This is a genomic window from Yoonia sp. BS5-3, assembly GCF_038069655.2.
Classification (GTDB): Bacteria; Pseudomonadota; Alphaproteobacteria; order Rhodobacterales; family Rhodobacteraceae; genus Yoonia; species Yoonia phaeophyticola.
On sequence record NZ_CP150951.2, the window covers coordinates 3162859 to 3189554 of the forward strand.

Genomic DNA, 26696 nt, shown 5'->3' on the forward strand with positions numbered 1-26696 from the left:
GGCGTGACGAATACCAGCCAAACTGGTGGCCCTGATACGGGGGCAAAGATGACAGAAACGGCGCGTGCACTGGAAGAAGAAGCGCCGGTTTTTGACCGGGCTTTGGCCGACATTCCTGTTGATGCGTTGACCGAAGATCAGGCCAGCGCAGAGCTTGCACGCCTGGCCGACATGATCTTGCGCGCGAACACGGCTTATCACCGCGACGATGCCCCTGAGATTGCAGATGCTGACTACGATGCGCTGAAGTCTCGGAACCTAGCGATTGAGGCCGCTTTTCCTGATCTCAAGAGGTCTGATAGCCCCTCAGAGCAAGTTGGCGGCGCAATTGCCGAAGGTTTTGGCAAGGTGACACATGCGGTCCGGATGCTGTCGCTTGGCAATGCGTTCGCAGATGACGACGTTACGGAGTTTGATGACCGAGTTCGCAGATATCTGGGATTGGATGCCAAGGCCCCGCTTGCCTACACGGCAGAGCCGAAGATCGATGGTCTGTCTTTGTCATTGCGATACGAAAACGGCCACCTTGTGCAAGCGGCCACGCGGGGCGATGGCAGTGTCGGGGAAAATGTTACGGCGAACGCCCGCACAATCACCGATATTCCGCAATATATTCCAGATGCGCCAAACGTTTTAGAGATACGCGGCGAGGTATACATGAGCCACGCCGACTTTGCGGCGCTGAATGAACGGCAAGCGGCAAATGGCGGCAAGAAATTTGCCAATCCGCGCAACGCCGCTGCCGGATCATTACGACAACTTGACGCATCGATTACGCAATCGCGGCCGTTAAAATTTTTCGCCTATGCTTGGGGCGCATTATCGGCACCCTTGGCCGATAGGCAATCGCGCGCCATCGAACGGATGGCCAGCTTTGGATTTTCGACAAACCCACTGACGGCGACTTGCGAAGGGCCTAATGCGTTGATCACCCATTACCGCAAGATCGAAGCAAAGCGCGCCACTTTGGGCTACGATATTGATGGGGTGGTCTATAAGGTCGACGATCTTGAAATGCAGCGGCGTCTGGGTTTCCGTTCAACGACGCCGCGTTGGGCGATTGCGCATAAATTCCCCGCCGAACTGGCATGGACAACGCTGGAAGCCATTGACATTCAGGTGGGGCGGACGGGGGCTTTGTCGCCAGTGGCCCGATTGGCGCCCGTGACAGTGGGCGGCGTTGTGGTGTCGAACGCGACCTTACATAATGAGGACTATATCGCTGGATATGGCGGGGATGGGCAGCCCATTCGCGAGGGCCGTGATATTCGGGTTGGTGACTGGGTTCAGATTTACCGGGCGGGTGATGTCATCCCCAAGATCAAAGATGTTGACTTGGCCCGCCGACCCGCTGACGCAATGGCCTTTGTTTTTCCAACCCAATGCCCTGAATGCCAGTCCGATGCGATCCGCGAGGATGGCGATGCTGTCCGGCGTTGCACAGGCGGTATGATTTGCCCCGCGCAAGCGGTTGAAAAGCTAAAGCATTTCGTCTCGCGTGCAGCCTTTGATATCGAAGGCCTTGGCGCCAAACAGGTCGAACAGTTTTACAATGATGGCTGGATCGCGACCCCTGCAGATATCTTTACGCTGCGCGCCCGGTTCGGTGAAGGTATGCAGCAGCTGAAAAACCGCGAAGGCTGGGGTGAGAAAAGCGCAAGTAACCTTTTTGATGCGATTGATGAAAAGCGGACGATTGCGCTGAACCGGCTGATTTACTCGCTCGGGATCCGACATGTGGGCGACAGTTCGGCCACGTTATTGGCCAATCATTACGGCTCATGGGCGGCCTTTGAAGAGGCCATGACCAGCGCCGAAATCGGATCGGGGCCCGCATGGGACGCGTTGATTGGCATTGATGGGGTTGGCGCGGTGATGGCCGCCTCGGTCATCACGACGCTGCAACAAGAGGCTGAGCGTGCCTCGATCGATCGCTTGGTTGCGCATTTGCAGATCGAAGATGCGGTCGCGGCCAGCACCGACAGCCCTGTTGCGGGCAAAACCGTCGTGTTTACCGGCAGTTTAGAGCGGATGACGCGAGCCGAAGCAAAGGCGCGCGCCGAAAGCCTGGGCGCGAAAGTTTCAGGCTCGGTCAGCGCAAAGACAGATATTTTGGTGGCAGGGCCCGGTGCCGGATCAAAGGCGACAAAGGCGGCAGAACTGGGCGTTGCCACCATGGATGAAGATGCCTGGCTTGCTCTGATCGGCGACGCATGACCGGCCGCCCAGAGGTTCTGTTCCCACTTTTTGGCGCGCTGACCAAACTGGATGGGATCGGCCCCAAAACGGCACAAAATCTTGAAACGATGGGCATCGAAAAGCCCCGTGATCTGCTGATGACGTTGCCCTCATCCGGGGTCGATCGTACACGCAAGAAAAGCATCCGCGATATTGTGGCTCCGGCCTTTATCACGGTTGAGGTCACGGTGGGCGCCCATCAGCCGCCACGCAGCCGCGGCCGACCCTATCGGGTCCAGGTCACGGATGCACAAACGACCTTTCAATTGGTGTTTTTTCATGCGCGCGGGGATTATTTGCAAAAATTGCTGCCCACCGGCCAACGTCGCGTTGTTTCCGGCAAGGTCGAGATTTTTGATAGTATTGCCCAGATTGTGCACCCCGACCACGTTCTGCCCGTGTCCGAGGCTGCTGATATTCCCGCGTTTGAGCCGGTCTATCCGTTGACCGCCGGGATCAGTCAAAAATTAATGTGGAAAGCGACGCGGGATGCGCTGGCCCGCATACCTGATTTGCCCGAATGGATCGACCCTGCCTTGCAAAAACGCGAGGGCTGGCCTGATTGGATGGCGGCGATGGCGCGGGTGCATGGTCCGGCTTCTTCAGATGATTTATCGCCAGATCAACCGGCACGGCAAAGGCTGGCCTATGACGAACTGATGGCCCACCAATTGACCCTGGCGCTTGCCCGCGCGACGGCGCGACGGGCCAAGGGGCAGGCCTCATACGGGACGGGCACGCTGACATCGCGCATATTGCAGGCCTTGCCCTATGACCCGACCGCGGCGCAGACCCGCGCAATTGCCGAAATAGGGACAGATCTGGCGTCAGACCTGCGGATGAACCGCTTGTTGCAGGGGGATGTTGGGGCGGGCAAAACCTTGGTCGCGCTAATGGCATTGTTGCATGTGGTCGAGGCGGGCGGGCAGGGGGTCATGATGGCCCCAACTGAAATTTTAGCCCGGCAGCATCTAGAGGGGCTGCGCCCCCTGGCTGAAAGTGCAGGTGTGGTGCTTGATATCCTGACGGGCCGCGACAAAGGGGCAGAGCGTGCCGCCAAACTGGCCGCCTTGGCGCAGGGTGACATCCAGATTTTGGTGGGCACCCATGCTGTTTTCCAAAAAGATGTGGTTTTCGCCGATTTGCGTCTTGCGGTGATCGACGAACAGCACCGGTTTGGCGTCGCGCAGCGGATGGAGCTGGGCGCGAAAGGTGCCGCGACCGATGTGCTGGTGATGACGGCAACGCCGATCCCGCGTTCGCTGGCACTTGCGCAATATGGCGATATGGATGTTTCCATCCTGGATGAAAAACCGCCAGGGCGCTCGCCCGTGCAAACCGCACTTATCGCAGCTGGCCGTATGGATGAAATCGTTGATCGGCTGCGCAAAGCCGTTGCGGAGGGGCGGCAGGCCTATTGGGTTTGTCCTCTGGTAGAAGAAAGCGAAGTGGTCGAAATGACCGCTGCGGAAGAGCGGTTCAAACGGCTGCGGGCGGCCTTGGGCGAGGATGTGGTCGGGCTGGTACATGGGCAGATGCCGGTTGCGGAAAAGGACGCGGCCATGGCCCGGTTTGTGGCCGGGCAGACCAAGGTTCTGGTGGCCACCACAGTGATTGAGGTCGGGGTGAATGTGCCAAATGCCTCGATCATGATGATTGAACAGGCTGAAAGCTTTGGGCTGGCGCAGTTGCACCAGCTGCGCGGCAGGGTAGGGCGCGGATCGGCCGCATCAACCTGCCTTTTGATTTATCAAGCCCCGCTGAGCGAAAGCGGCCGTCGGCGCTTGGAAATCCTGCGCGAAACCGAAGACGGGTTTCGCATTTCAGAAGAGGACCTTGCCATGCGCGGAGCTGGGGATGTGATTGGAACAGCGCAATCTGGCGTGCCGCGTTTCCGGATTGCCGATTTAGAACGGCAAACAGCCCTGATGGCGCTGGCGCAATCGGATGCGCGCAAGCTGCTTGCCGATGATCCCAGCCTTGAAAGCGCGCGCGGGCAGGCGGCCCGGGTGCTTTTGTGGCTGATGGAGCAGGACAAAGCTATCCGTTTAATTTCAGTCGGTTAACCGAATAGTTCCCGAAATGTTCACAAATGTTCCAAAAATGTCTTTACACAGGGTTAATGATATGAGAACAAAGTGGCAACAGAACATTAAAGGAACATCACATGGCCGAAGAGATCAAATCTGTCATTTCCCGTTCGCGCGATACGCTGCTTGCTGACGCGCTGGGTGTTGCTGCTTTAGTGGTCATGCTTTTCGTTGGATTGGCCTTGCCCGGACTAATCTGACTTGCCTGGCGATTGCGGCCGGTCCATCACACATTGCCCTGTCCCAAGAATGCAATGATTTGATGACCTGCCTGTCTTGTCCAACGCGGGGTTTTGCCTCCCCCAATGGAACACCGGACCGGCCTGATCGTTCTTCCTGCCGCCGCCATCCTGTCCCGGATGTGCGGCGGTTTTTTTATGCGCTGGCTTTGTATGTTTGGATCGCCTCAAGCGTGGCATCAAAGGCCAACATGATTGAAGCATGTCTGTTCTTATAATCCTTGGCAGGCTCCAGAACGGCGAGCCCTTCAAATGGTGCCGATGGCACAGGGCCACCATGTTTCAGCATATTAGACAGCTCTTCCCGCCCTTTTTCAATCACGCCGATCGGTTGGCCCACGATCGCTCCGCCCACAACCGCCGCCGCTGCCTGACCCAGCGCACAGGCTTTCACATCCTGCCCGTAATCGGTCACCACCCCATCTGTCAGGGTCAGATCAACTGTCACGGTTGATCCGCAAAGCGGCGCGCGCTTTTTGGCCGTGGCAGTGGGCATATACAGCCGGGCGGTGCGCGGCATATCTGCAGCCAATGCAAGGATCCGCCCTGAATAAAGTTTGATCATGTCGTTTTCGGCTGACATCTTGTTTGCCCTTCATGCTGACCCCCATTAGATAGACCGCGATGAAACCATTGCAAAGGTTTTCGACATGACCTTCGATCCAGCGTCTCTGACTTATAATGAGGCCGGGCTGATCCCCGCTATCGCGCAAGACACCACATCAGGTGAGGTGTTGATGATGGCATGGATGAACGCCGAATCCGTCGCGCGCACATTGCAGACCGGGCAGGTGACCTATTGGTCCCGCTCGCGCCAGGAATTTTGGGTCAAAGGGGCAACCAGCGGCCATACCCAAACCCTTGTCGATTTCCGCATCGATTGTGACCGCGACTGTTTGTTGGTTGAGGTCGAACAGGTTGGTGCCGCCTGCCACACGGGCCGCCGCACCTGTTTTTATACGGCCGTGCAGGACGGGGCCGAAATTGAGGTCGTCAAACTGCCGGAAGACCCACCATCCGTCTGATATCATTGGGGGTTGCGCCCTCATCACGATATTTGCTTATGGCGCGCGCATCGTCGCGTTTGGCCAGCCGTTTGCCTGCGTCATCGCGGATCAGCTTGTGGTGATGATAGATCGGGGTTGGCAGGTTCAGCAGCTTTTGCAGCAGCACATGGATTGGCGTGCTATCGGCCAGATCTGCCCCACGGATCACATGGCTGATCTTTTGTGCCGCGTCATCAAGCACGACTGAAAGATGGTACGACGTTCCCATATTGCGCCGCGCCAAGACAACATCGCCGATGGTCTGAACAAAGGCCTCTGGCCCGAAAACCTGTTTTTTGTCCGGGGTGCTATCTTCGGTCCAAGCAACGGTGGCCGCTGCCCGCCGCATATCCAGCCGTAGGGCCATATCGCCCATCACATCTGGTCGCGGTTTGTCGCGGCATGTCCCCGGATAAATCACCCCATCAGGCCCGTATTGCAGCGCCCCTTCCTGCGGGGCGGCGGCTGCTTGTTGAATATCGCGCCTTGTGCAATTGCACGGATAAAGCAGGCCTTGGTCCCAAAGTGTATGCAAGGCGGTTTGATAGACTGGCAGCCGCTCTGATTGGCGCATGACGGGGGTGGCCCAGGATAGGCCCAACCAATGCAGATCATCGTAAATCTGCGCCTCCCATTCCGGCCTTGCGCGGCTTTGATCGATATCCTCGATCCGCAGCAGAAAAACGCCGCCGGCCGCCTTTGCCATGTCATGCGCAAGTATCGCCGAATAGGCGTGCCCCAAATGCAAAGGCCCCGTGGGCGAGGGGGCAAAGCGGGTGATCAAGCGGCGTTTTGGGCGGTTTGACCCAGCCAGGCCTGCCAGTCGGCCTTGGCGCGGTCTGTATAGGCTTTGTACCGATCCTTGCGGTTACGCCGCCCACCTTTGATCCCGTCGACAGGCGGGAAAAGCCCAAAGTTGACGTTCATTGGTTGGAATGTCTTCGCCTCGGCGCCGCCGGTGATATGGGTCACAAGCGCGCCCATTGCGGTGGTGCCAGGGACGGGCGGCAAGGTTTGCCCCGATAGCTCGGCCACCGCGAGCCGCCCGGCAAGCAAACCCATCGCCGCGCTTTCGACATAGCCTTCGACCCCTGTGATCTGACCAGCAAAGCGCAGATGCGGTTTTGCGCGAAGCCGCATTTGATCATCCAGTAGTGTTGGCGAATTGATGAAAGTGTTACGATGAATGCCGCCAAGACGGGCGAATTCAGCGGCCTCCAACCCGGGAATCATTTTGAAAACAGACTTTTGCGCGCCGTATTTCATCTTGGTCTGGAAGCCGACAATATTAAACAATGTCCCCAGCGCATTGTCCCGGCGCAGCTGCACCACCGCATAGGGCTTGTTGTCCGGATCATGGGCATTGGTCAGCCCAACCGGTTTCATTGGCCCAAAACGCAGGGTTTCGCGGCCACGTTCGGCCATCACCTCAATCGGCAAACAGCCATCAAAATAGCCAGCGGTTTCGCCTTCCTTGAACGTCGTTTTTTCGGCGGCGAGCAGCGCGTCGATAAAGGCCTCGTATTCCGCCTTGGTCATAGGGCAGTTCAAATAGGCTGTCCGTTCAGCCTCAGTCTCGCCTTTGTCGTAGCGCGATTGCATCCAGGCTTTGCCCATGTCGATGCTTTCGGCATAGACAATGGGCGCGATCGCGTCGAAAAAGGCTAGCGCCTCGGCGCCGGTCTCAGCCTGTATCGCCTCGGCCAAACTGCCAGAGGTCAGCGGCCCGGTGGCAATGATCCAGTGTCCGTCATCGGGCAGGGTGGTGATTTCATCATAGGAAATGCGGATATTGGGATGATCTTGCAATGCCTTGGTGACGCTTTGGGCAAAGGGATCACGATCAACGGCCAGCGCGCCGCCCGCAGGCAAGCGGTGCTTATGTGCGGTTTGCATGATCAGCCCACCGGCCTGCATCATTTCCCAATGCAACAGGCCCACTGCGTTTTGTTCATGATCGTCAGAGCGAAATGAGTTTGAACACACCATCTCGCCCAGATTGCCCGTGCGGTGGGCGAAGGTTTCGACCTTTGGGCGCATCTCGTGGATCGTGACCTGAAGGCCTGCATTTGCAGCCTGCCATGCGGCCTCTGACCCGGCCATGCCGCCACCGATAATATTAAGCATCTGTGTCATGACAGACATGTAGAACGACACCCAAAAAATGAAAAGGCCCCGCCGGGATGGCGGGGCCTTTTGCATATAGATCGGTCAAAAGACGTTATACGCCCAAATCGAAGATGAAGAGAGGCGAGACGCCCGACCAGAAATCGTCGCTGGAATCCTGTGCGATCGTTGCGTCCAAACGCGCGCGATCACCTGTTTCATAGGTCAGCAAGACACGGACGAAGTCGACAGTCGCGCCTTCATCCAAGTCTATTTGGCCAACACTGCCATCAATCCAAAGATCGTCAAGGAAGCTATAGCCACCACTGATCTGGATGGTACGGTCATTGAATTCGGCGCCAACAAAGGTTTCAAAAGCACCGCCAGCGCGGAATTCTTCACCAAAGGTATAGTTGCCACGCAGCCCGAACACGTTTCCGTCGATCTCGGTATTACCGGTGACAAATGCGCGCGCGTCTACTGCACCAGCATCAAAATTGGCGTGCAACTGATAGACCGATCCTTCACTGGCGGAATTCGAAACGAAAAGCCCGCCCACTTCAAATCCATCAGAGAGGCCATAGCGCCCAAAAAGTGCCGTTTGCGACTCGTCATCTTCCAACAATGTGTAGTTGATGGCTGCACCATAAGCCGAGGTCACATATTGCCCGAAAAGCTCATAGCTGGTGCTTTCATCGGTATCACCTGAGCGATTAATCAGGCCGGCCCCCGCTAAAATTTCTGGTGTGACAACATAGCCACCCCAAATTCCAAGATCGCTGAAACTGCCATCGCCAACGTCGCTGGATACGGACGTGTTATCGAATATGGCCCCGAAGACATATTGATCGCGTTCGTAATCAATTGCCCCTTGGAAAAACCCCAATGTGGGATCACCGAATTCACCTGTATGCGCCTGGTAGTCATAGCTTAGTCGGGTGTAGCTAATTCCTTCCGAAGACGCCGCACTGGCAAGCACTGCAAATGCTGCGGCCGTCAAAACTATACGTTGCATTTTTAACCTCTATGGTGAAGCCCCCACAGGATGAATGCGCTATATGTTGTTGATTGGCAAAGACTTTTTTACTTTTTCAGAAAATGATGCAGCATAGCTGCATGTTTATCACAAGTCATGAGGTCGACCACTAGTCATGACCGACCCCTCCGCGTAATTACACGATCTTAGAACTCCACATCATCCAATGACGCGAAATCGACGATTTCGTAATATCCCCTGCGATCAAAGGTTGTTCCAGGCTTCGCGCCTAGGTCAATCACCGCAGCAAGAACAAAATACGGCTCCTCAATTTCGATCGTTGCTTCTTCGGCTGTAAACACACCGTAAATCGCCGAAAAACGAGGGCCGGATTGCAAGGTATATTCTGCACCAATTTCAAAAACAGTGGCACTTACATCTTCGACAGTGAACTTATCAAATGACACGATGCCACTGAACCCGCTTCCTACATTATAGCTGGCGGAAGCGCCCAAGAAAGTTCCATCATCTTCGCTATCGCTTTGAGAACCGAAATAGGCCTGGATGTCGCCGATCCCAAAATCATAAGCAGCTTCAATACCAAATAGTTCGGTTGTTACGTCGTCAATTCGGTCCTGTCCAAAAAACAAACCAACGCTAGTAGCTGAATCGACCGCGTAGATTGCATGCCCTGTCAGGTTTGATACGTCTGATTCAGTGAATTCGAAATCGTAAAATGAAAGGTCCAGCGCGGCAGAGAACTGCGAAATTAAGCCGAATTCGGCAGAAGCGAAATAATTCACCCCGCCAAATTCATCGATATCTGGAAAGCTGCTGTATTCCAGTCCAATCGTCGCCCCAGTAAAGCCCTGCGCCATGGCTGTTGTTGCACCTGCGGCGACAAGCACCGTTGAAAGAAGAAGTTTACTGATCATCTGAATCGCCCTTCGTTTTGCATTTGCCTATCTATTACCCATCCCGGCTGATGGGTCTATCGTGCTGCGACGACCTTAGGTTAGGTTGGGCAACATACTGTGACCTCGACGCCACCGAACTGGCCGCTAACGCCTTGTCATTGAGCCGCTTTCCGCCCAATGAGCATATATCCGCCGGTCAGCGCGTCCTGTTGCAAAAATTTGGCGCCAAAAGCGAAACGGGCGCGGAATTGCCCACGCCCGTCCGTCATTCAGTCACAATCGTCAGATGCTAAACGTCATCAGCCGTGTCATCAGCCTCGTCGCCCTGATCGGCGATCCAAGCCACGCTGACGACGGTTTCATCTTTACCGGTGTCAAACACCTTGACCCCGCCAGCGCCGCGTGAGCGGAAGCTGATCCCGTCGATCGGCACGCGGATGGATTGCCCCGTGGAGGTGACCAGCATGATCTGATCGGACAGTTCGACCGGGAAAGAAGTCACAAGGGCCCCGCCGCGCATTGCCTTGTCCATGGCCGCAACGCCCATGCCGCCCCGTCCTCGGACCGGGTAGTCATGACTGGACGATAGCTTGCCTGAACCTTTGGCCGTGATGGTCAGGATCAGGTTTTCAGCGGCCGACATTTCAGCATAGCGTTCCTGGCTGATCTGACCGGGGGCGGCTTCTTCGTCTTCGTTCTCGGCGTCATCTGCCAGCCCGGCCATGGCCCGACGCATTTTCAGGTAGGCGGCGCGTTCATCGGCTTCTGCCTTGAAGTGGCGAATGATCGACATGGAGACGACCGCATCATCGCCCTTGAGGTTGATGCCGCGCACCCCGACAGATGAGCGCGAGTTGAAGACCCGCACATCGGTGGCAGGGAAGCGGATCGCCCGGCCTGAATCGGTGACCAGCATCACGTCATCATCGTTCGACGCGATGCGCGCATTGATCAGCGTCGTGCCTTCATGTTCGCCTTCAAACTTCATGGCGATCTTGCCGTTGCGCATCACATTTGTGAAGTCTGACAGCTTGTTACGCCGCACAGTTCCGGCAGAGGTCGCGAAGACGACTTGCAAATCGTCCCATTCTTCCTCGGGCCGGTCGACGGGCATGATGGCTGCAATCGACACACCCTGCGGGATCGGCAGGATGTTGACGATGGCCTTGCCCTTGGCCGTCCGGTTGCCCAGCGGCAGGCGCCATGTCTTCAGCTTATAGACCATCCCGTCGGTGGTGAAGAACAACAGCTGCGTATGCGTGTTGGCCACAAAGAGGGTGGTGACAACATCCTCTTCTTTTGTGGCCATCGACGACAGGCCCTTGCCGCCGCGCCGCTGCGCGCGGAAATCGGCCAGCGCGGTGCGCTTGATATAACCCCCGGATGTGACGGTGACGACCATGTCTTCTTTTTCGATCAGGTCTTCGTCTTCCATATCGCCGGACCAGTCGACGATTTCGGTGCGACGGGGGACGGCGAAGAGCTTTTTCACTTCGTTCATCTCATCGCGGATGATCTGCATGATCCGTTCGCGCGATCCGAGAATTTCCAGGTATTCCCGTATCTTGGCGGCCAATTCTTGCAACTCGTCGGTGACTTCCTGAACCCCGATTTGGGTCAGGCGTTGCAAGCGCAGCTCAAGGATCGCGCGCGCCTGGGTCTCGGACAGGTTGTAGGTGCCGTCATCGTTGGCGGTATGGGTCGGATCATCAATCAGCTTGATGTATTCTAAGATGCTTTCGGCGGGCCAGCGGCGCGTCATTAGCTTTTCGCGCGCGGTGGCCGCATCCGCGGAGGAGCGGATGGTGTTCACCACCTCGTCGATGTTTGTGACAGCCACGGCCAGACCACAAAGCACATGCGCCCGTTCGCGCGCTTTGCGCAGCTCAAATGCAGTGCGGCGGGCGACGACCTCTTCGCGGAAATCGACGAAAGAGGTCAGGAAGGCGCGCAGGTTCAGTGTTTCAGGCTTGCCGCCATTCAGCGCCAGCATGTTGCAACCAAAGCTGGTTTGCATCGGCGTAAAGCGGAAGAGTTGGTTCAGCACGACCTCGGCCGTCGCATCACGCTTCAGTTCGATGACGACTCGCACGCCGTTCCGGTCGGATTCGTCCTGAACATGGGCAATGCCTTCGATCCGCTTGTCACGTGCAGCCTCGGCGATGCGGTCGATCATCGTGGCCTTGTTCACCTGATAGGGGATTTCTTCGATGATGATGGCGTAGCGATCCTTGCGGATTTCTTCGACCCTGGTTTTGGCCCGGATCACGACGGAGCCGCGCCCTTCGAGATAGGCTTTGCGCGCGCCAGAGCGGCCCAGAATGATCCCGCCGGTGGGGAAGTCTGGAGCAGGGATGTATTCGATCAGCGCCTCCGAAGACATATCCGGATCGTCGATCAGCGCTAGTGTCGCCTCGATCACTTCGCCTAGATTATGGGGCGGGATGTTGGTGGCCATGCCGACAGCGATACCGCCAGCGCCGTTGACCAGCATGTTCGGAAAGCGTGAGGGCAGGACGGTGGGTTCCCGTTCCTTACCATCGTAATTATCCATAAAATCAACGGTTTCCTTAGGCAGGTCTTCCGTCATGTATTGCGCGACTTTGGCAAGCCGGCTTTCGGTGTAGCGCATCGCGGCCGCGCCATCGCCGTCCATAGAGCCAAAGTTGCCCTGACCATCGATCAGCATCAGCGACATCGAGAAATCCTGCGCCATGCGCACGAGCGCGTCATAGATCGCCCCATCCCCATGCGGGTGGTAAGAGCCCATGACATCGCCCACGGATTTCGCTGACTTTCGATAGGGTTTGTCGGCAGTGATGCCTTTCTCATACATCGAATAAATGATGCGCCGGTGCACAGGTTTTAAGCCGTCGCGCAAATCGGGGATCGCGCGGGAGACGATGACGCTCATCGCGTAATCGAGGTAGCTGGTCTTCAGCTCGTGTTCGATTGTGACCGCAGGCCCGTCATAAGCGGATTTCGCAGGCGGATTTTCGTCTTCGTTTTCAGGTGTTTCCGGGGTGTCGTTCACGTAGGCCGCCTGTCGTTACTAGCACTTCTATATTTTGTTTCGGACAATCTATCAGACACTTGATATAGGGCGCAATGGTGTAAAGGAGGCTTTATTAGCAGCCGTGGCACACTGGTGCTAGTGATCTGTTTTCATTGACATAATTAACCCGTTCGTAATGCTGATCCCACAAGATCAAGAAACGAAAGGTAAGATCATGCAGTCAGAGACAGAATTGATGATGAAGGGCTATGGGCTGACCACGGCGGAAATGTTCTATCATATGCCAGACCATCCGCATGTGTTGAACACATTTGTCTGGCAGGATTACGATCTGGCGCCAGATCACGATAAGCTGTTGAAATTTATTAGCTTCTGGCAAGCTGAATTGGATGGCCCGCTACATTCTGTGCGCTTTGTCCATCGCAAAATGATCAGCGCGGGCGCGTGGCGGCATGTCACTGGTGAGTTTCATTATCACTAGTCGGAAGATCGCGTACAGAATGCGTACATATGCTGTACATACACGCGCCCCGGTTCTGGCCGATCAAGCGCGCATGTAACGCGGGTTCACCAGACGCGGACCCGTTGGCGCATGCCGCCGAAAAACTGGCCCAGAAAATCAGTACTGTCCGGCCTGCGGCACCGGGATCACGGGGATATCCGCGCCGCCTGTGTTGCTGCATGCGCCTGCCAGAACAAGTGTCGCCAGGCAGATGGTGTGAAGCAGCGTTTTGGTCATAAGGGCCGTCCTTTTGTCTAATTATCCCACGCCATGCTTAGCCGCCTTGCGCGCAAAGGGAAGGGCGACTTTGGGGCAGGGCTGGGATATTTGATCGACCTTTTGATGGAACGCGGGCTACGGATCTATCCGGCCCGTTTCAGCATACCGAATAAATCACGTGGATCGCTTGGATCGGCAATCATGTCGAGATCGACATAGAAGGGGGTATCTTTGATGCGCCCGTGGACGTAGCGCAGGGCGCTGAAGTCTTCGATGGCGAACCCGACGCCATCAAATAACGTGATCTCGGATGCGGATTGCCGGCCCGTGGCTTGGCCTGTGATCACTTGCCAGAGTTCGATTACCGGATGGTCTGGCGGCATTTGCTGAATCTCGCCTTCGATCCGCGTTTGCGGTGGATATTCAACAAAAACAGACGAGCGGGTGACGATATCGCGGTGCAGCTCGGTCTTGCCGGGGCAATCGCCGCCGATCGCGTTGATATGCACACCGTTCCCAACCATGTTGTCGGTCAGAATAGTCTGCATGTTCTTGTCGGCTGTTGCCGTTGTGATGATGCCCGCGCCCTCAATCGCGTCTTCGGGGCTTTGGCAGGGGATCAGCGTCAGGCCTGCCGCGGCAAGGTTGCCCATGCATTTATCGGTCGCGGCCGGGTCGATATCGTAAAGGCGAATCGTGTCGATGCCGTTGACCGCTTTTTGCGCAATGCATTGAAATTCGGACTGCGCCCCATTGCCGATCATCGCCATGGTTTTCGCATCCGTATTGGCCAGATGTTTGGTCGCCACGGCGGACATCGCCGCCGTGCGCAGCGCCGTTAGCATCGTCATTTCAGACAGCAAGATTGGATAGCCGGTTGAAACCTCGGACAGCACACCGAAAGCGGTGACCGTTTGCAGCCCTTCTTTCATGTTTTTGGGATGCCCGTTCACATATTTGAACCCGTAGAGCGCGCCATCTGATGTGGGCATCAGTTCAATCACGCCGACATCGGAATGGCTGCCGATACGCGGCGTTTTGTCAAAGGCGGGCCAGCGCGCGAAATCGGCCTCAATCGCGTCAGCCAGATCGGCCATGAACTGTTCCAGACCGATATGATGCACGAGCCGCATCATGTTATCGACGCTGACAAAAGGCACCATGGCCAGTTCTGAGGCTTTGAGGGTCATTGCAGGCTCCTGGTGGGGCGGTCGAAAATGCGGCGCCCCAGCAGGGATGCCGTCAGATCAACCATCAGATTTGCGGTGCGCCCCCGTTCATCCAAAAACGGGTTGAGCTCAACCAGATCAAGCGAGGTCACAAGCCCGCTGTCCGAGAGGATTTCCATCACCAGATGCCCTTCGCGGGTGGTTGCCCCGCCGGGCACGGTTGTCCCGACCGCCGGGGCGATGGTTGGATCAAGGAAATCCACATCAAGTGACACATGCAGCATGCCGTTTGCCGCCTTGACCTGCTGCAAGAATGATTGAAGCGGAGCGCTGATCCCTTCTTCATCAATCCGCCGCATATCGACCAGCTGCGCCGCCCCATCGGCCAGCACAGCCCGTTCGGCCCCGTCAACCGAGCGCAACCCGATCATACAGACCTGCGCCGGGTCAACGCGGGCGGGCAGGGGCGGGTAGCCGTCAAACCCGCTGCGCCCCGTGACATAGCCCATCGGCGTGCCGTGCAAATTGCCGCTATCGCTGGTCAGAGGCGTATGGATATCGCTATGCGCATCCAGCCAGAGCACGAAAAACGGCCGGTTTTGCTGTTGCGCATAAGCGGCCATGCCCGCAACCGAGCCTGCCGCCAGCGCGTGATCCCCGCCCATAAAAATGGGCATGCCTTTTGCCGCGGCCTCTGGCCCGGCTTGCATCAGCCGTTTGGTCCAGCCGATATTTTCGGCCAGCGCATAGACATTTGGGTTGGGATGCGGTGCGGTATCGGTGCCATCGGGCACCAGATTGCCGATATCTTCGACGGTGTGCCCTAAGGCGCAGATCGCCTCTGCCAGACCTGCTGTGCGCAGCGCATCGGGCCCCATCACGCAGCCCTTTCGCCGTTTTCCACAATCAACCGGCGCCCCGATCAGGATACAGTGTTTTTGTTTCATGAAATCAGTTTTGCCCAAAAGAGGGGGTGCGTTAAGCAGTCAGATTGTGCAAAATGGCCGCCAATTGCCCGAATTGGAGAAACAAATTGGACGATTTGGATGGCCGTTTGATTGCGGCGCTGAAATCAGATGGCCGCGCCTCATTATCGGCATTAGCCGCCGATTTGGGTGTCACCCGCAGTACCGTGCGCACCCGGATGGAGCGTTTGATCGCGACCGGCGATATTGCGGGCTTTACCGTTCTGACACGCTCGGACGTGCGTCCTGATCCGGTCCGCGGTTTGATGATGTTGGAAATTGCGGGCAGGGGGGCTGAAAAGACCATGCAGCGCCTGCGCCATATCCCGCAGGTCAAGGCCGTTCATTCCACGAATGGCACCTGGGATCTGATTGCAGAAATTGGATCGCCTGACCTGGAGGCCTTTGATCAGGTCCTGTTTGCTATCCGCCGTTTGGACGGTGTGAGCCGGTCAGAGACAAGCCTACTTTTGTCGACCCGCCGCTAGCGCCGCCATGATCCAGATTGCCACCAGTCCAAAAGAGAAGATCCCGTTCCAGGTTGGCATCGACAATGACAGGAATTCCCACGACACCTGGTCGCACATGATCACTTTGGGTCCTTCGACGGCCAAAAGGCTGGCCCCGTCCAGCCCTTGCAGCTGTCCCCCGCCGGTGCAGCTGCTGGGCCCTTCCCACCAGTCACGCTCAACCCCCATATGGTAGAACCCGATGCTGCCTGTGCTTGCTGCTGCTACCGCCCCCAGTATCGGCATGGCCCGTCCGGGGATTTTCAACCCCAAGAGCCCAATAATGATCGCCGCCGCGTGCGGCCATCGTTGCCAAAGGCACATCGCGCAGGGCAGGTAGCCCAGCCATTGAAAGATGAACGCCCCGCCAAGCAGCGCCGCTGATCCGCCAGCTGCCAGAAAAATCAGTTGGTTACGTGTCATAACAGCCCCACCAGTGCAAAGCCCCCGATCAGAAAAACGCAGAACAGGATGAACATCAGCCCAAGCCGCTTTTCGATGAAGTCCCGGATTGGTTCTCCGAATTTCCAAAGCAGTGCTGCCACCAGGAAGAACCGCAGCGCCCGCGCAAAGATGGATGAGACGATAAAGACTGGTAGCGACAGCCCTGTGACCCCGGAGGCGATGGTGATCACTTTGAACGGCAGGAAGGTCACCCCGGCCACGACCACGGCCCAGGCCCCATAATCGTTAAACACAGCCGCCATTTCCGCAAAGCTGTCATCCTTGCCGTAAAACGCCAGGATCGGTTGCCCAATGCTGTCCATCAACACCGCCCCGATGTAATAGCCCAGCAGCGCCCCCGCGACTGATGAGACCGTCGCGATACCCGCGATCAGGAACGCCCGCGACGGCCGCGCGACGATCATCGGGATCATCAGCACATCTGGCGGGATCGGGAAGAAGGATGATTCCACAAAAGAAATGATCGCCAAAGCCCAAAGCGCATGCGGCGATTGCGCAAGCGAGATGGTCCAATTGTAAAGGCTGCGTAGCATCCAGGGCCCCGTTTTCGGTCTGCCCGGGTTAGGCCATGGCTGGCCGGTGGGGTCAAGTCTGCCGCTATGCCCGCCCAAGTCCATCGCCACTGCGAAAACCCGATTGACGACCGGGACGCACCCATTTAGGAGAAGCAAACGGGCCGATGTGGCGGAATGGTAGACGCAGGGGATTCAAAATCCCCCGATGGTAACATCGTGAGAGTTCGAGTCTCTCCATCGGCACCAAAAATACGCGGTGGTGGCCTGAAGGCGCAAAAACAGGACAAGTCTGGCCGCGTAGGTTCCGTTAAAACCTGATCGTTTCTTCAAATTTGCGTCCGGCCATGTCGTGATTATGCAAAGCGCGCACGAATGCTATCGCCGCGCAGCGCAAACGACTGATATTTCGTCAAACGCGAGCGGCATCTTCCAAGATCAGATCCGCCGCCCGCATCGCCAACATCATTGTCGGTGCATTTGTGTTCCCGGACGTGATGTTCGGAAATGCAGAGGCATCAACCACCCGCAGCCCCGGGACGCCATGGACACGCAGCCTGGTATCGAGGACCGAGTCGGCGTCGGTTGCGCCCATGCGGCAGGTGCATGTCGGATGATACACGGTCGAGGCACGATTGCGGAAATCCTCAAGCAGGGTGCTGTCATCCATGGCCAGAAGATCGGGCGCCTTGGCCTTTTTCGTGACCTTTCGCAGGCTTTGTGTTTTTGCATATTTCTGCAACATCTTCGCGGCCGCGACGGCCAGCATTTGGTCCTGCGTGGTCGACAAGGAATTTGGGATAATATGTGGCGCATCTTTCGGGGAGGCCGAGGCAATTTCTATCCTGCCGGTGCTGGTCGGCCGGCAAGGCTGCGCCGAGATCTGATAACCGGATGGTCGATCCACAATCGTTTTGCCTGTCGGCGAGGCCGAATATGAGATTGGGTTGAAGTAAAGCTGGATGTCAGGTGCATCTGCCGCACCGTCCGAGCGCACGAAGCCGCCGACTTGATTGACCGGGACGGCCAGTGCCCCTTTGCGCGTCAGGACATAGGTCAGCCCAGCCCGCATCTTACCCACAAAGCGCCCCAAGAAATGGTTCAGCGTCCGCGCCTCGGCCAGAAATTGATAGGACACCGCAAGATGATCTTGCAGCCCCTGTCCGACCTGGGGCAGGTGCCGGTGCACCTTAATCCCGTTGTTCCGGAGTAATTCCTGGGGCCCGAAGCCCGAAAGTTGCAGCAGCTTTGGTGAGTTGACGGCCCCGGCGCTAAGGATCACCTCTTGGCGCGCCTTTGCGACATAGGCCTTTCCATCGCGGCTGAAATTTACGCCTGACACTTTCGGGCCATCGCATGCCAATTGGGAAACCTCGGCCTTGCACATCAACGTCAGATTGGCACGTTTCAACGCAGGTCTGAGAAAAGCATCAGCCGCAGACCACCGCACACCGCCACGCACGGTGCTGCGGTAATAGCCTATGCCCTCAGCCCCTGGGGTGTTCAAATCGGCAATTGTGCCATGGCCGACCTCATCTGCCGCCCGGAGGAAATTCTTTGAAAACGGTGACATCTGGTTGGACAGCTCAGACACCCAAACAGGCCCATCGCCCCGCATCTGGACGCCATCATCCGTCAGTTCTTGGCATGTTTCCAGGCGTTCATAGACCTTGCGCACATTGTCCCAGCCCCAACCGGTTGCCCCGGCGGCGGCCCAATCATCAAAATCATGCGCCAATCCACGCACATACGCCATTGCATTGATCGAGCTTGACCCCCCAATCAATCGCCCGCGCGGCCAATTTACCCGGCGCGCATTCAAGCCCGGGTCGGGCAGCGTGCGATACCCCCAGTTTACGGCGGGTTTGTTGACATTGATGGCGTAACCTATAGGGACCTTGACCCAAAAACGTGCGTCACTGCCCCCGCTTTCCAAAAGCAAGACCGAGAACTTACCGCAACGCGTGAGCCGGTCCGCAAGCACACAGCCTGCCGATCCAGCACCAACGATGATATAGTCAAATTCCAAAGACTGCATTGCGAAGATCCATCCAAAATCCGTCGCAAAATGCGGCGACGCGTGCGGTCGGATCAAACAATCAAATTTGCCTGTATGGGCTAAAAATATTTAATGCAAAGCCCCGCTGCGTTAAGTATTGATGACCTCATTCTGTGCCAGAAAGCCCCCGATATGAAATCTCTTCCGCATGCAAACTGGCTTCGTACATTTGAAGCGGCCGCGCGCCACAGTTCCTTTGCGGCGGCTGCGGATGAGTTGGGTTTGACACCGGCGGCTGTCAGCCAGCAGATCAAATTGCTGGAACAGACGCTGGAAATGAAACTGTTCACAAGGCTTCCCAAAGGGATCGCGCTTACCGATATTGGTCAGGCCTATGCCCAGCCAGTCCGGTCGTCATTCCAGCAGCTGCGCGCCGCGACGGATGATCTATTTCAACCAAAACAAAAGACGACATTGCGCATACGCGCCTCAATTTCGTTTGGTGTGCTGGTCCTGGCCCCGCGCTTGGCCGCATTCCGTGCGCTGCACCCTGAGATTGAGATTGTGTTGTCGACGACCGTTTGGTCGGATCGCATGTCGGACGCGACGATTGATGTCGATATCCGCTATGGAAACGGCGATTGGGAAGAGCCAGATATTTGGCCATTGGGCGAAGGGCAGGCGGCCCTTGTCTGCCATCCGAACGATGCTTTTGCCCTGAGCCGTGATCCGTCCCTGCTACATACAGCCGATACTGTGCCCATCATCGGGTCTGAAGGGGACTGGCCAAATGTCTTTGCTGTGCTGGGCTTAGAGCAGAAAATGCCAACACCCTGGCTTCGTGTGGATTCGTCTTTGCTCGCGCTTGAAAGCGTCGCCGGAGGGCGCGGTGTGGCGATCGTGAACAGGGTTTTTTCGAAAAGCTATGTGCAGCGCGGCGCCCTAACGGAGCCGTTTGAACAGAACATCAAGACGCCTGGTAACTTTTACGTAGTCGCAAAACCTGGATCGCCCAAACACAGCAAAATTGAATTATTTTACAATTGGTTGTATTCCGATATTAATTCTGTTCGCTCGTGATTGACGCTTTTGCGCGATCCGTGTGACGGCGCCGGAATGTATTTGGTGCACAGCTTGGAAAGATGCCCAGCAGCGGCTTCAATCTTGCTTAACACGCATACTCCAAACTAATGTTGCATCTTGACCCTGCGACGGGATCCAATATGGCGTATTTCATGATGCAAAAGTTGTTAACACTGACATTGCTGGTTGCTTTCAGTCTTAGCGCTTGTGCGCGCCAGCCGCAGGTGGGCAGGGGGCTTGTCTCTGCCGCGAACATCGACTGTATGGCCCGCGCCATGTATTTTGAATCGAACCGGTCCAGCCGCGATGGGATGATCGCCGTGGGCAGCGTGGTGATGAACCGTGCGCAATCTGCCGATTTTCCTAACGCTGTTTGTGCGGTGGTCAGTCAACCGAACCAGTTCGCGCCGGGTGTGATGACCAAGGCAATGGATGGTGCGGGTCGCGCACTGGCCAAGGCGTCGGCCGCCGCCGTGCTTGCCGGTGAAAGACATCCGAATATCGAAGGGGCCCGGTTTTTTCATGCGGCGTGGTATGACGCTGATTTCAACAACATACACTATGTCCTGACTGCCGGCGGAAATGCGTTCTATGAAAAGCGGCGCCCCGAGAATGTGACATCCCCGGATCCGCTTCCGCAAACGGAAGGGATCACGGGATAAGGGCAGCGCCGCTGTTCGGTTGCTCTGGCCTTGCTGTGTGATTTTCCTACTACTGTGACTGAAAGTTCTGATGCCCAGCGGATCACACGCGGCAGTGCAGATCGAGGATCACGGCCAGATAGGACCAACCTTTGCGTGACAAGGCACGGCGTCGATACGGCGGATTCAATTCAATCAAATCAGGGGAGGGGCGATTAAAAATTGAGCAATCCCGAACTGTAGCGATCTCGTTCCTGCCAGGCGCTTGATCGCTGATCCCTTCTTAGCGTGAATGAAAAGGCAGGATGTCTAGGGTTCCGCTTGCGACGCAAGGTCAGGTCCGAGAGATATCGCCGATTGGTCAATCCTAATCGGTACACGGCGGGGCAAAATCCCGGGAGGCTACTGCGCAGGTTTGACCCGCGCTCCGCTATGCCCTCCACGCGGTCATTCCATTTGTGAAACAACGATGGGACCGAAGATGAAAAATCTTTTGACAATGACAGCGATGGCCCTCTGCCTCGCATCCGCCGCAACCGCACAGGAAAAAACCGAATTCCGGGTCGCTTGGTCGATCTATGTGGGCTGGATGCCGTGGGGCTATCTGGAAGAGAGCGGCATCATGGACAAATGGGCCGATCAATATGGCATTGATGTCGAGATCGTGCAGATCAACGACTATGTCGAATCCATCAACCAATATACGGCGGGCGCTTTTGATGGTGTGACGGCTACCAATATGGATACCCTCTCGATCCCCTCTGGTGGCGGCGTTGATACGACGGCCCTGATCGTTGGCGATTATTCCAACGGCAATGATGCGGTGATCATCAAAGGTGATGGTGATCTGGCCAGTCTTGCGGGCAAACCTGTAAACCTGGTCGAACTCTCGGTGTCGCATTACCTGCTGGCTCGCGCCTTGGATAGCGTTGGTTTGGCCGAACGCGATCTGGCCGGTGTCATCAATACCTCTGACGCCGATATGATTGCCGCCTTCGCCGCGGATGATGTTGAGGCGGTGGTAACTTGGAACCCGCTGGTGTCCTCCATTCTGGAAGACCCCGCTGCGACCAAACTGTTCGATAGTGCCGATATCCCCGGTGAGATTGTCGACCTTATGGTGGTCAACACCGAAACCCTGGAAGCGAACCCCGATTTCGGGAAAGCCTTGGCCGGCGCATGGTATGAGGTCATGGGTCTGATGGCTGCCGGTGACGAAGAGGTGCTGACAGCGATGGCCGAAGCCTCGGGCACTGATCTGGCTGGCTATCAGGCGCAGCTGGCGTCGACCGAGATGTTCTTTGATCCTGCGGATGCTGTGGCCTTTACATCGGGGGCGGAATTGCCTGCGACGATGGTCAACGTCGCAGAGTTCTTGTTCGACAAGGGCATCTTGGGCGAGGGCGCCCCATCGGCGGATTTCGTGGGTGTGGAATATCCCGACGGGTCAATCACGGGTGACGAAAGCAACGTCACATTCCGCTTCGATACGACCTACATGCAAATGGCCGCCGACGGCGCGCTGTAAGTGAAAGGCCTGCCGCCGTTGGCGCGGCAGGTGATCCCCCATGCGATTGATCAATATCAAACCGAACCGGCCCCTTGCGGTGTTCCTGACGTTGCTGCCCTTTGCGCTGGTGTTCATTGCCTATGCGATCGGCTCGGACATCCGCCTGACCGCGAACCCGGCTGACAAGCTGTTGCCCGCCCCAAGCACGGTGTGGGACACAGCGGCCCGCCTGACCACAGAAGGGGACCGGCGTAGCGGGCGTATTTTGTTCTGGTATGATACCTGGGCCAGTCTGAAACGCCTTGGTCTGGGCATTGGCATATCGGCCAGCGTCGGGTTGATCATCGGCTTGATGATTGGGCTTTTGCCGCTGGTCCGCAGTTTTTTGGCGCAGTTTGTCGCGGTTCTGTCCATGATCCCGCCGCTGGCTTTGCTGCCCATCCTGTTCATCGTCTTTGGTCTGGGCGAGTTGTCAAAGGTTGTCCTGATCGTCATCGGGACCTTGCCCTTCATTATCCGCGATCTGTCGCAACGTACACTTGAGGTGCCGCAGGAACTACTGGTCAAGGCGCAGACCTTGGGGGCCTCCAGCTGGGTGATCACCTTGCGGGTCGCTTTGCCCTTGGTGATGCCGCGCTTAATCCAAGCTGTGCGGCTCTCCCTTGGCCCCGCATGGCTGTTCCTGATCGCGGCTGAGGCGATCGCCGCTGATCTTGGCCTGGGCTACCGCATCTTTTTGGTCCGGCGTTATCTGGCGATGGATGTGATCCTGACTTACGTCATCTGGATCACTCTCTTGGCATTCGTGATGGATTGGGCCCTGCGCCGTCTGTCGCGCTGGATGTTCCCCTGGGCGGAGGAGGGGCTATGAGTTTTGTGACCGTCAGAGACGTCTTCCAATCCTACGGCGCCCGGCCCATCATTGAGCGGGTCAATGTCAGCGTTGATGAAGGCGAGTTCATTTCGATTGTGGGGGCCTCGGGCTGTGGGAAGTCCACGTTCCTGCGTCTGCTTTTGGCGCAAGAACGGCCCACACGGGGCGAAGTCCGGGTGGCGGATGCCCCGCCTGCAACCGAACCCGGCTTGGACCGCGGTGTTGTTTTTCAACGCTATTCCGTCTTTCCGCATATGACCGTGCGTGAGAACGTTGTGGCAGGTGAAAGCCTGCGGCGCGGCTGGGGGCGGTTTTTCGGCGCTGATCTCAAGGCCGCGCGGGGCAGGGCGGATGAAACGTTGGCCCGCTGCGGGTTGGACCATGTGGCCGATCAATACCCCGCAACCTTGTCGGGCGGGATGCAGCAACGGCTGGCCATTGGACAGGCGTTGGCCGCGAAACCGCGCATCTTGCTGCTGGACGAACCCTTTGGCGCGCTTGACCCCGGCACCCGGCTGGCGATGCATGATTTCCTGCTTGATCTGCGGGCCGAGACGGGCATGACCGTCTTTATGGTCACACATGATCTGGAAGAGGCGTTTAAGCTGGGCGACCGCGTTTTGGTGTTCGACAAACCGCGTTGGGATCCTGTCGACCCCAGTCTGAATGGTGCGACGATTACCTATGATTTCGATGCTCGCGATGGCGGCATCCCTTTCCAAACACTTAAGGAGGAAACCCATGTTTTGCAGGACAACGGATAGATCGCGATCCCATAATCCGGTCGATCACCGGCATGATGAGCGGCGCTATCACCACCCCGACCTGACCAAATTGCGCGGCTGGAAGGCGATGCAGGACGAAGCGGATCTGCCGGGCAGCGGTTGGGCCGAGGAACGCAAATGGGCGCTGCGCATGGGGTTGACCGGCGCTGATAGCATCGAAGATAAGTCCATCCCCACCTTCGCGCGAGGCGAGTTGCCGCATTACGCAGGGATCAATACGTTTCTGAAGGCCCCTTACGCCGAAGACGTGACCGAGGTGGGCGATTACGACGCGACCGTCCTTGGTATACCTTTTGATGGCGGCACAACCTATCGCGCAGGCACCCGTTTTGGCCCGCAGGGGGTACGTAAGATCAGCGCACTCTATACCCCCTATAACTACGAAATGGCCGTCGATCTGCGCGAACAGATGACGCTGTGTGATGCGGGCGATGTGTTCACGATCCCTGCGAATATCGAAAAGACGTTCGATCAAATCAGCCGGGCGGTGAGCCATGTGGCCTCATCCGGGTCACTGCCGATCATGATTGGCGGCGACCACTCGATTGGCTTTCCCTGTGTGCGCGGGATTGCGGAATGCACATCCAAGAAAATCGGGATCATCCATTTCGACCGCCATGCGGATATTCAGGAAAAGGACCTGGATGAGCGGATGCACACAACCCCTTGGTTCCATGCGACAAATATGGAAAACGTCCCGGCAAAGAACCTTGTGCAGGTGGGTATCGGTGGCTGGCAAGTGCCCCGCGACGCGGTGCAGGTGGCGCGGGACCGCGAGACCAACATCATCACCATGGGTGACATGGAAAAGATGGGCATCGATAAAACCGCCGAAATGGCGCTTGAGATGGCCTGGGATGGTGTGGACATGGTCTATCTGTCCTTTGATATCGACAGCATCGACTGTGGCTTTGTGCCGGGCACAGGCTGGCCCGAACCCGGTGGGTTCCTGCCACGTGAAGCGCTTGGGTTGGTGTCGAAAGTTGCCGCCGAAGGCATCTGCGGGATGGAACTGGTTGAGGTGGCCCCACCCTATGACCAATCCGAAATCACGGCCCTGATGGGCACGCGGGTGATTGTCGATGTGCTAGGCTCACTGGTCGCATCCGGCAAGATGGGCGCGCATAAGCGGCATATGGATAGGCCCGTGAAAATCCCCCATGGTGAGTTCGAAGGAAAGCGCTGGTCCAATGCCACATGATATCGTGAACGGTCACATCGGCCATATCGGACATAACCACGACCACCCCGACCATCTGCACAGCCATATGCCCGATGCGGATAAGGCCGAAGAGCTTTTGGTGCTGACGACGCAATTCATCGACGGGTTTGTCGGGGCCAAAGACAAGATGGCCTATCTGCGGATTGCTGGTGTGCCTTTGGAAATCGATTGCCCCAACGGCGGGGCACCGATGAAACTGGTGGATGTGACACTGACCACCGAATGGCAGGTCGGCACGGCCAGCCCATCTTTCGGCTCACGCGAGCTCAGCTATTTGCCTTATCCGGGCGATATGGTGACTGAGCGGACGAATATGGGGTTTGTCTATGTGTCGCTGGACGCCAAACATGTGACAGACCTGCGCAGTTTCTTGCAAAACCATCCGGCTGCGGCGAAAGATCACGCATGAGACGGATCATCATCGCAGCCGCCGTTATCGGTGGCACGCCAGCCTTCGCGCATCACGAAGTCGTTGTCGCCGTCTCTCTCGCGCCTGTGGCCTGGGGGTTGGCGACGATCACAGCGGCGGGTCTGGCAGCCTGGCACAGGCGGATAAAAATGCGGCGCAAATGATCCTGGGCGATGCGCAATGTAGAAGAGCGTGGTTCATGGGTGCGCCTTTTGATTAGCATATCTTATCCGTTGGAATGTTCAGGCGATTGTCTGCGGACATCAAAGATGTGCATTGCTCTTGAAGTTAATTAGGAGCGACCCAGGCAGAAGCGCGGTCAGCCACGCCTCATAATGGGGGCCAAGGGCCGCGAGATGCGATAGTCGTTCAGGTGCATCCGCCATCCAATAGACCGCGTCGCAACTGCCGCATCCCCCAATCTTGGGAAAGAGGTAAGCGCATCCCAAATAGGCCCCGGAGTGATTTCTGATCACCTAAGCGTAGGACCGTTTGGCTGTGAACTCACGGTGATACCACTGTAGCTCAATCAGGTTTCAGCCCCTCAACGCGGGCCATGTTTTTCTAAACCTTCGTACCGTCATAATCTATTTACAAACTGTCATGTCATTCCGAATAGAAATGGAGGACAAAGTTAAACCGATGGAAGATAAGGCGATCTGATCGTCGGGGCCACCAACAGGAACATCGCCATGCTGGTTGAGCGGTACTCGCGTTAACCGGGCTGGAAGTTTGGCAAGAATGCAAATTCCCTATGGGGTTGATGCTAAAGGGGAAGGAGTCTCATTGATTCAGCCCCATCATTAACGAGTTCCGACAACAACTTTCGGAACACTTAGATGCTGAGACCGTAGATGCAACGAAATCAACGGCTTAGCATTTTCAATTAATGAGACGCCGAACTTTGCGAGCTTTCCGTACAGTTCTCGTTAAGCCGACCTTTAAATCGGGGGCAGTTGATGTCCGCTAAGTAGGACAAAACTGCCATTAGGCCTTTGATCCCCGAGGTCGGCTTTGAAATTTCTTCTAGCCCTCAGATCCTCTTGAATCGACTCTCGAGTGATGACGAGAGTCGATGCATTTGTTAAAAGTGTCGCGGTTGCTGCGGGTAGGCACGACCATTGTATCTAGAAACGAGCACCACTATGCGGTTTTTGGCGAACCTCCAGCGGAATGGTATCTGTGTTTGCAGTCTTGAGGAATT

25 protein-coding genes, 1 tRNA gene and 1 riboswitch are annotated in these 26696 nt (G+C 56.8%); of the genes, 15 read left to right on the forward strand and 11 right to left on the reverse strand.

All coding sequences use genetic code 11. The annotated features are described in order from the left end of the window. Positions 1-48: 48 nt before the first annotated feature. The 3 genes from ligA (at position 49) to AABB29_RS16095 (ending at position 4528) form a co-directional block, all read left to right on the forward strand. A complete protein-coding gene (gene ligA, locus AABB29_RS16085; protein WP_341365945.1) occupies positions 49-2217 on the forward strand; it encodes an NAD-dependent DNA ligase LigA in 2169 nt (722 codons plus the stop codon). Further along, positions 2214-4304 (forward strand): ATP-dependent DNA helicase RecG, encoded by a 2091-nt coding sequence (recG, locus tag AABB29_RS16090; protein WP_373636626.1) that lies wholly within the window; start codon positions 2214-2216, stop codon positions 4302-4304. The genes ligA and recG overlap by 4 nt, the downstream gene beginning before the upstream one ends. 101 nt (positions 4305-4405) lie before the next feature. Further along, positions 4406-4528 carry a hypothetical protein gene (locus AABB29_RS16095; protein WP_341365944.1) on the forward strand — a complete coding sequence of 41 codons (123 nt, stop codon included), beginning with the start codon at positions 4406-4408 and terminating at the stop codon, positions 4526-4528. Positions 4529-4703: 175 nt separating this feature from the next. Here the strand turns inward: AABB29_RS16095 and AABB29_RS16100 are convergent, their stop codons facing one another. Beyond that, a complete protein-coding gene (locus AABB29_RS16100) occupies positions 4704-5150 on the reverse strand; it encodes an iron-sulfur cluster assembly scaffold protein (RefSeq protein ID WP_341365943.1) in 447 nt (148 codons plus the stop codon). Positions 5151-5217: 67 nt separating this feature from the next. Here AABB29_RS16100 and hisI point away from each other — a divergent pair, with 67 nt between their 5' ends. Continuing rightward, positions 5218-5592 (forward strand): phosphoribosyl-AMP cyclohydrolase, encoded by a 375-nt coding sequence (hisI, locus tag AABB29_RS16105; protein ID WP_341365942.1) that lies wholly within the window; start codon positions 5218-5220, stop codon positions 5590-5592. Here the strand turns inward: hisI and gluQRS are convergent. From gluQRS to gyrA, 5 genes are all read right to left on the reverse strand, one after another. Beyond that, complete coding sequence (gene gluQRS, locus AABB29_RS16110) at positions 5561-6397, reverse strand: tRNA glutamyl-Q(34) synthetase GluQRS (RefSeq protein WP_341365941.1); 837 nt, start codon at positions 6395-6397, stop codon at positions 5561-5563. The two genes, hisI and gluQRS, sit on opposite strands and share 32 nt — an antisense overlap. After that, positions 6394-7749, reverse strand: coding sequence for a methylenetetrahydrofolate--tRNA-(uracil(54)-C(5))-methyltransferase (FADH(2)-oxidizing) TrmFO (gene trmFO, locus AABB29_RS16115; RefSeq protein ID WP_341365940.1), 1356 nt, complete (start codon positions 7747-7749; stop codon positions 6394-6396). Before trmFO ends, gluQRS begins: the two co-directional genes overlap by 4 nt. An 85-nt stretch (positions 7750-7834) precedes the next feature. Continuing rightward, positions 7835-8734 (reverse strand): hypothetical protein, encoded by a 900-nt coding sequence (locus AABB29_RS16120; RefSeq protein ID WP_341365939.1) that lies wholly within the window; start codon positions 8732-8734, stop codon positions 7835-7837. A gap of 167 nt (positions 8735-8901) precedes the next feature. Next, positions 8902-9630 carry a hypothetical protein gene (locus AABB29_RS16125; RefSeq protein WP_341365938.1) on the reverse strand — a complete coding sequence of 243 codons (729 nt, stop codon included), beginning with the start codon at positions 9628-9630 and terminating at the stop codon, positions 8902-8904. A 271-nt stretch (positions 9631-9901) separates the two neighbouring features. Then, positions 9902-12646, reverse strand: coding sequence for a DNA gyrase subunit A (gyrA, locus tag AABB29_RS16130; protein WP_341365937.1), 2745 nt, complete (start codon positions 12644-12646; stop codon positions 9902-9904). Between the two features lie 196 nt (positions 12647-12842). Here gyrA and AABB29_RS16135 point away from each other — a divergent pair, with 196 nt between their 5' ends. Next, a complete protein-coding gene (locus AABB29_RS16135) occupies positions 12843-13109 on the forward strand; it encodes an usg protein (RefSeq protein WP_373636627.1) in 267 nt (88 codons plus the stop codon). A 383-nt stretch (positions 13110-13492) separates the two neighbouring features. Here AABB29_RS16135 and AABB29_RS16140 read toward each other — a convergent pair whose 3' ends face one another. After that, positions 13493-14539, reverse strand: a complete 1047-nt coding sequence (locus AABB29_RS16140; protein WP_341365936.1) for an ornithine cyclodeaminase — start codon at positions 14537-14539, stop codon at positions 13493-13495. Next, positions 14536-15465, reverse strand: coding sequence for an arginase (gene rocF, locus AABB29_RS16145; protein WP_341365935.1), 930 nt, complete (start codon positions 15463-15465; stop codon positions 14536-14538). The genes AABB29_RS16140 and rocF overlap by 4 nt, the downstream gene beginning before the upstream one ends. 86 nt (positions 15466-15551) lie before the next feature. Between rocF and AABB29_RS16150 the strand changes: the two genes are divergently transcribed. Continuing rightward, the gene (locus AABB29_RS16150; protein WP_341365934.1) at positions 15552-15971 is read left to right on the forward strand and encodes an Lrp/AsnC family transcriptional regulator; all 420 of its coding nucleotides are present in this window, start codon (positions 15552-15554) and stop codon (positions 15969-15971) included. Here the strand turns inward: AABB29_RS16150 and AABB29_RS16155 are convergent. Further along, on the reverse strand, positions 15948-16415 hold the full coding sequence (locus tag AABB29_RS16155; protein WP_341365933.1) for a disulfide bond formation protein B: 468 nt from the start codon (positions 16413-16415) through the stop codon (positions 15948-15950). The genes AABB29_RS16150 and AABB29_RS16155 overlap by 24 nt on opposite strands. Next, positions 16412-16990: a YqaA family protein gene (locus tag AABB29_RS16160; RefSeq protein ID WP_341365932.1), complete on the reverse strand. Its 579-nt coding sequence runs from the start codon at positions 16988-16990 to the stop codon at positions 16412-16414. The genes AABB29_RS16155 and AABB29_RS16160 overlap by 4 nt, the downstream gene beginning before the upstream one ends. A 142-nt stretch (positions 16991-17132) precedes the next feature. Here AABB29_RS16160 and AABB29_RS16165 point away from each other — a divergent pair. Beyond that, positions 17133-17218: transfer RNA gene (locus AABB29_RS16165), tRNA-Leu, on the forward strand. A gap of 163 nt (positions 17219-17381) precedes the next feature. Here AABB29_RS16165 and AABB29_RS16170 read toward each other — a convergent pair. Continuing rightward, a complete protein-coding gene (locus AABB29_RS16170) occupies positions 17382-19007 on the reverse strand; it encodes a GMC family oxidoreductase N-terminal domain-containing protein (RefSeq protein WP_341365931.1) in 1626 nt (541 codons plus the stop codon). 153 nt (positions 19008-19160) lie between these two features. Here AABB29_RS16170 and AABB29_RS16175 point away from each other — a divergent pair, with 153 nt between their 5' ends. From AABB29_RS16175 to AABB29_RS16210, 8 genes are all read left to right on the forward strand, one after another. Beyond that, positions 19161-20048 carry a LysR substrate-binding domain-containing protein gene (locus AABB29_RS16175; protein ID WP_373636628.1) on the forward strand — a complete coding sequence of 296 codons (888 nt, stop codon included), beginning with the start codon at positions 19161-19163 and terminating at the stop codon, positions 20046-20048. A gap of 155 nt (positions 20049-20203) precedes the next feature. After that, positions 20204-20713 (forward strand): cell wall hydrolase, encoded by a 510-nt coding sequence (locus AABB29_RS16180; protein ID WP_341365929.1) that lies wholly within the window; start codon positions 20204-20206, stop codon positions 20711-20713. A gap of 277 nt (positions 20714-20990) precedes the next feature. Continuing rightward, positions 20991-21095, forward strand: a riboswitch (guanidine-I (ykkC/yxkD leader). Positions 21096-21173: 78 nt separating this feature from the next. Continuing rightward, entirely contained in the window at positions 21174-22220 is a 1047-nt protein-coding gene (locus AABB29_RS16185; RefSeq protein ID WP_341365928.1) for a putative urea ABC transporter substrate-binding protein, read from the forward strand. Between the two features lie 40 nt (positions 22221-22260). Then, a complete protein-coding gene (locus AABB29_RS16190; protein WP_341365927.1) occupies positions 22261-23073 on the forward strand; it encodes an ABC transporter permease in 813 nt (270 codons plus the stop codon). Beyond that, a complete protein-coding gene (locus AABB29_RS16195; protein WP_341365926.1) occupies positions 23070-23840 on the forward strand; it encodes an ABC transporter ATP-binding protein in 771 nt (256 codons plus the stop codon). Before AABB29_RS16190 ends, AABB29_RS16195 begins: the two co-directional genes overlap by 4 nt. After that, a complete protein-coding gene (locus AABB29_RS16200) occupies positions 23818-25062 on the forward strand; it encodes an agmatinase family protein (protein WP_341365925.1) in 1245 nt (414 codons plus the stop codon). The genes AABB29_RS16195 and AABB29_RS16200 overlap by 23 nt, the downstream gene beginning before the upstream one ends. Beyond that, a complete protein-coding gene (locus tag AABB29_RS16205; protein ID WP_341365924.1) occupies positions 25052-25492 on the forward strand; it encodes a hypothetical protein in 441 nt (146 codons plus the stop codon). The genes AABB29_RS16200 and AABB29_RS16205 overlap by 11 nt, the downstream gene beginning before the upstream one ends. Continuing rightward, positions 25489-25656 (forward strand): hypothetical protein, encoded by a 168-nt coding sequence (locus AABB29_RS16210; protein WP_341365923.1) that lies wholly within the window; start codon positions 25489-25491, stop codon positions 25654-25656. The genes AABB29_RS16205 and AABB29_RS16210 overlap by 4 nt, the downstream gene beginning before the upstream one ends. Positions 25657-26696 lie beyond the last annotated feature (1040 nt).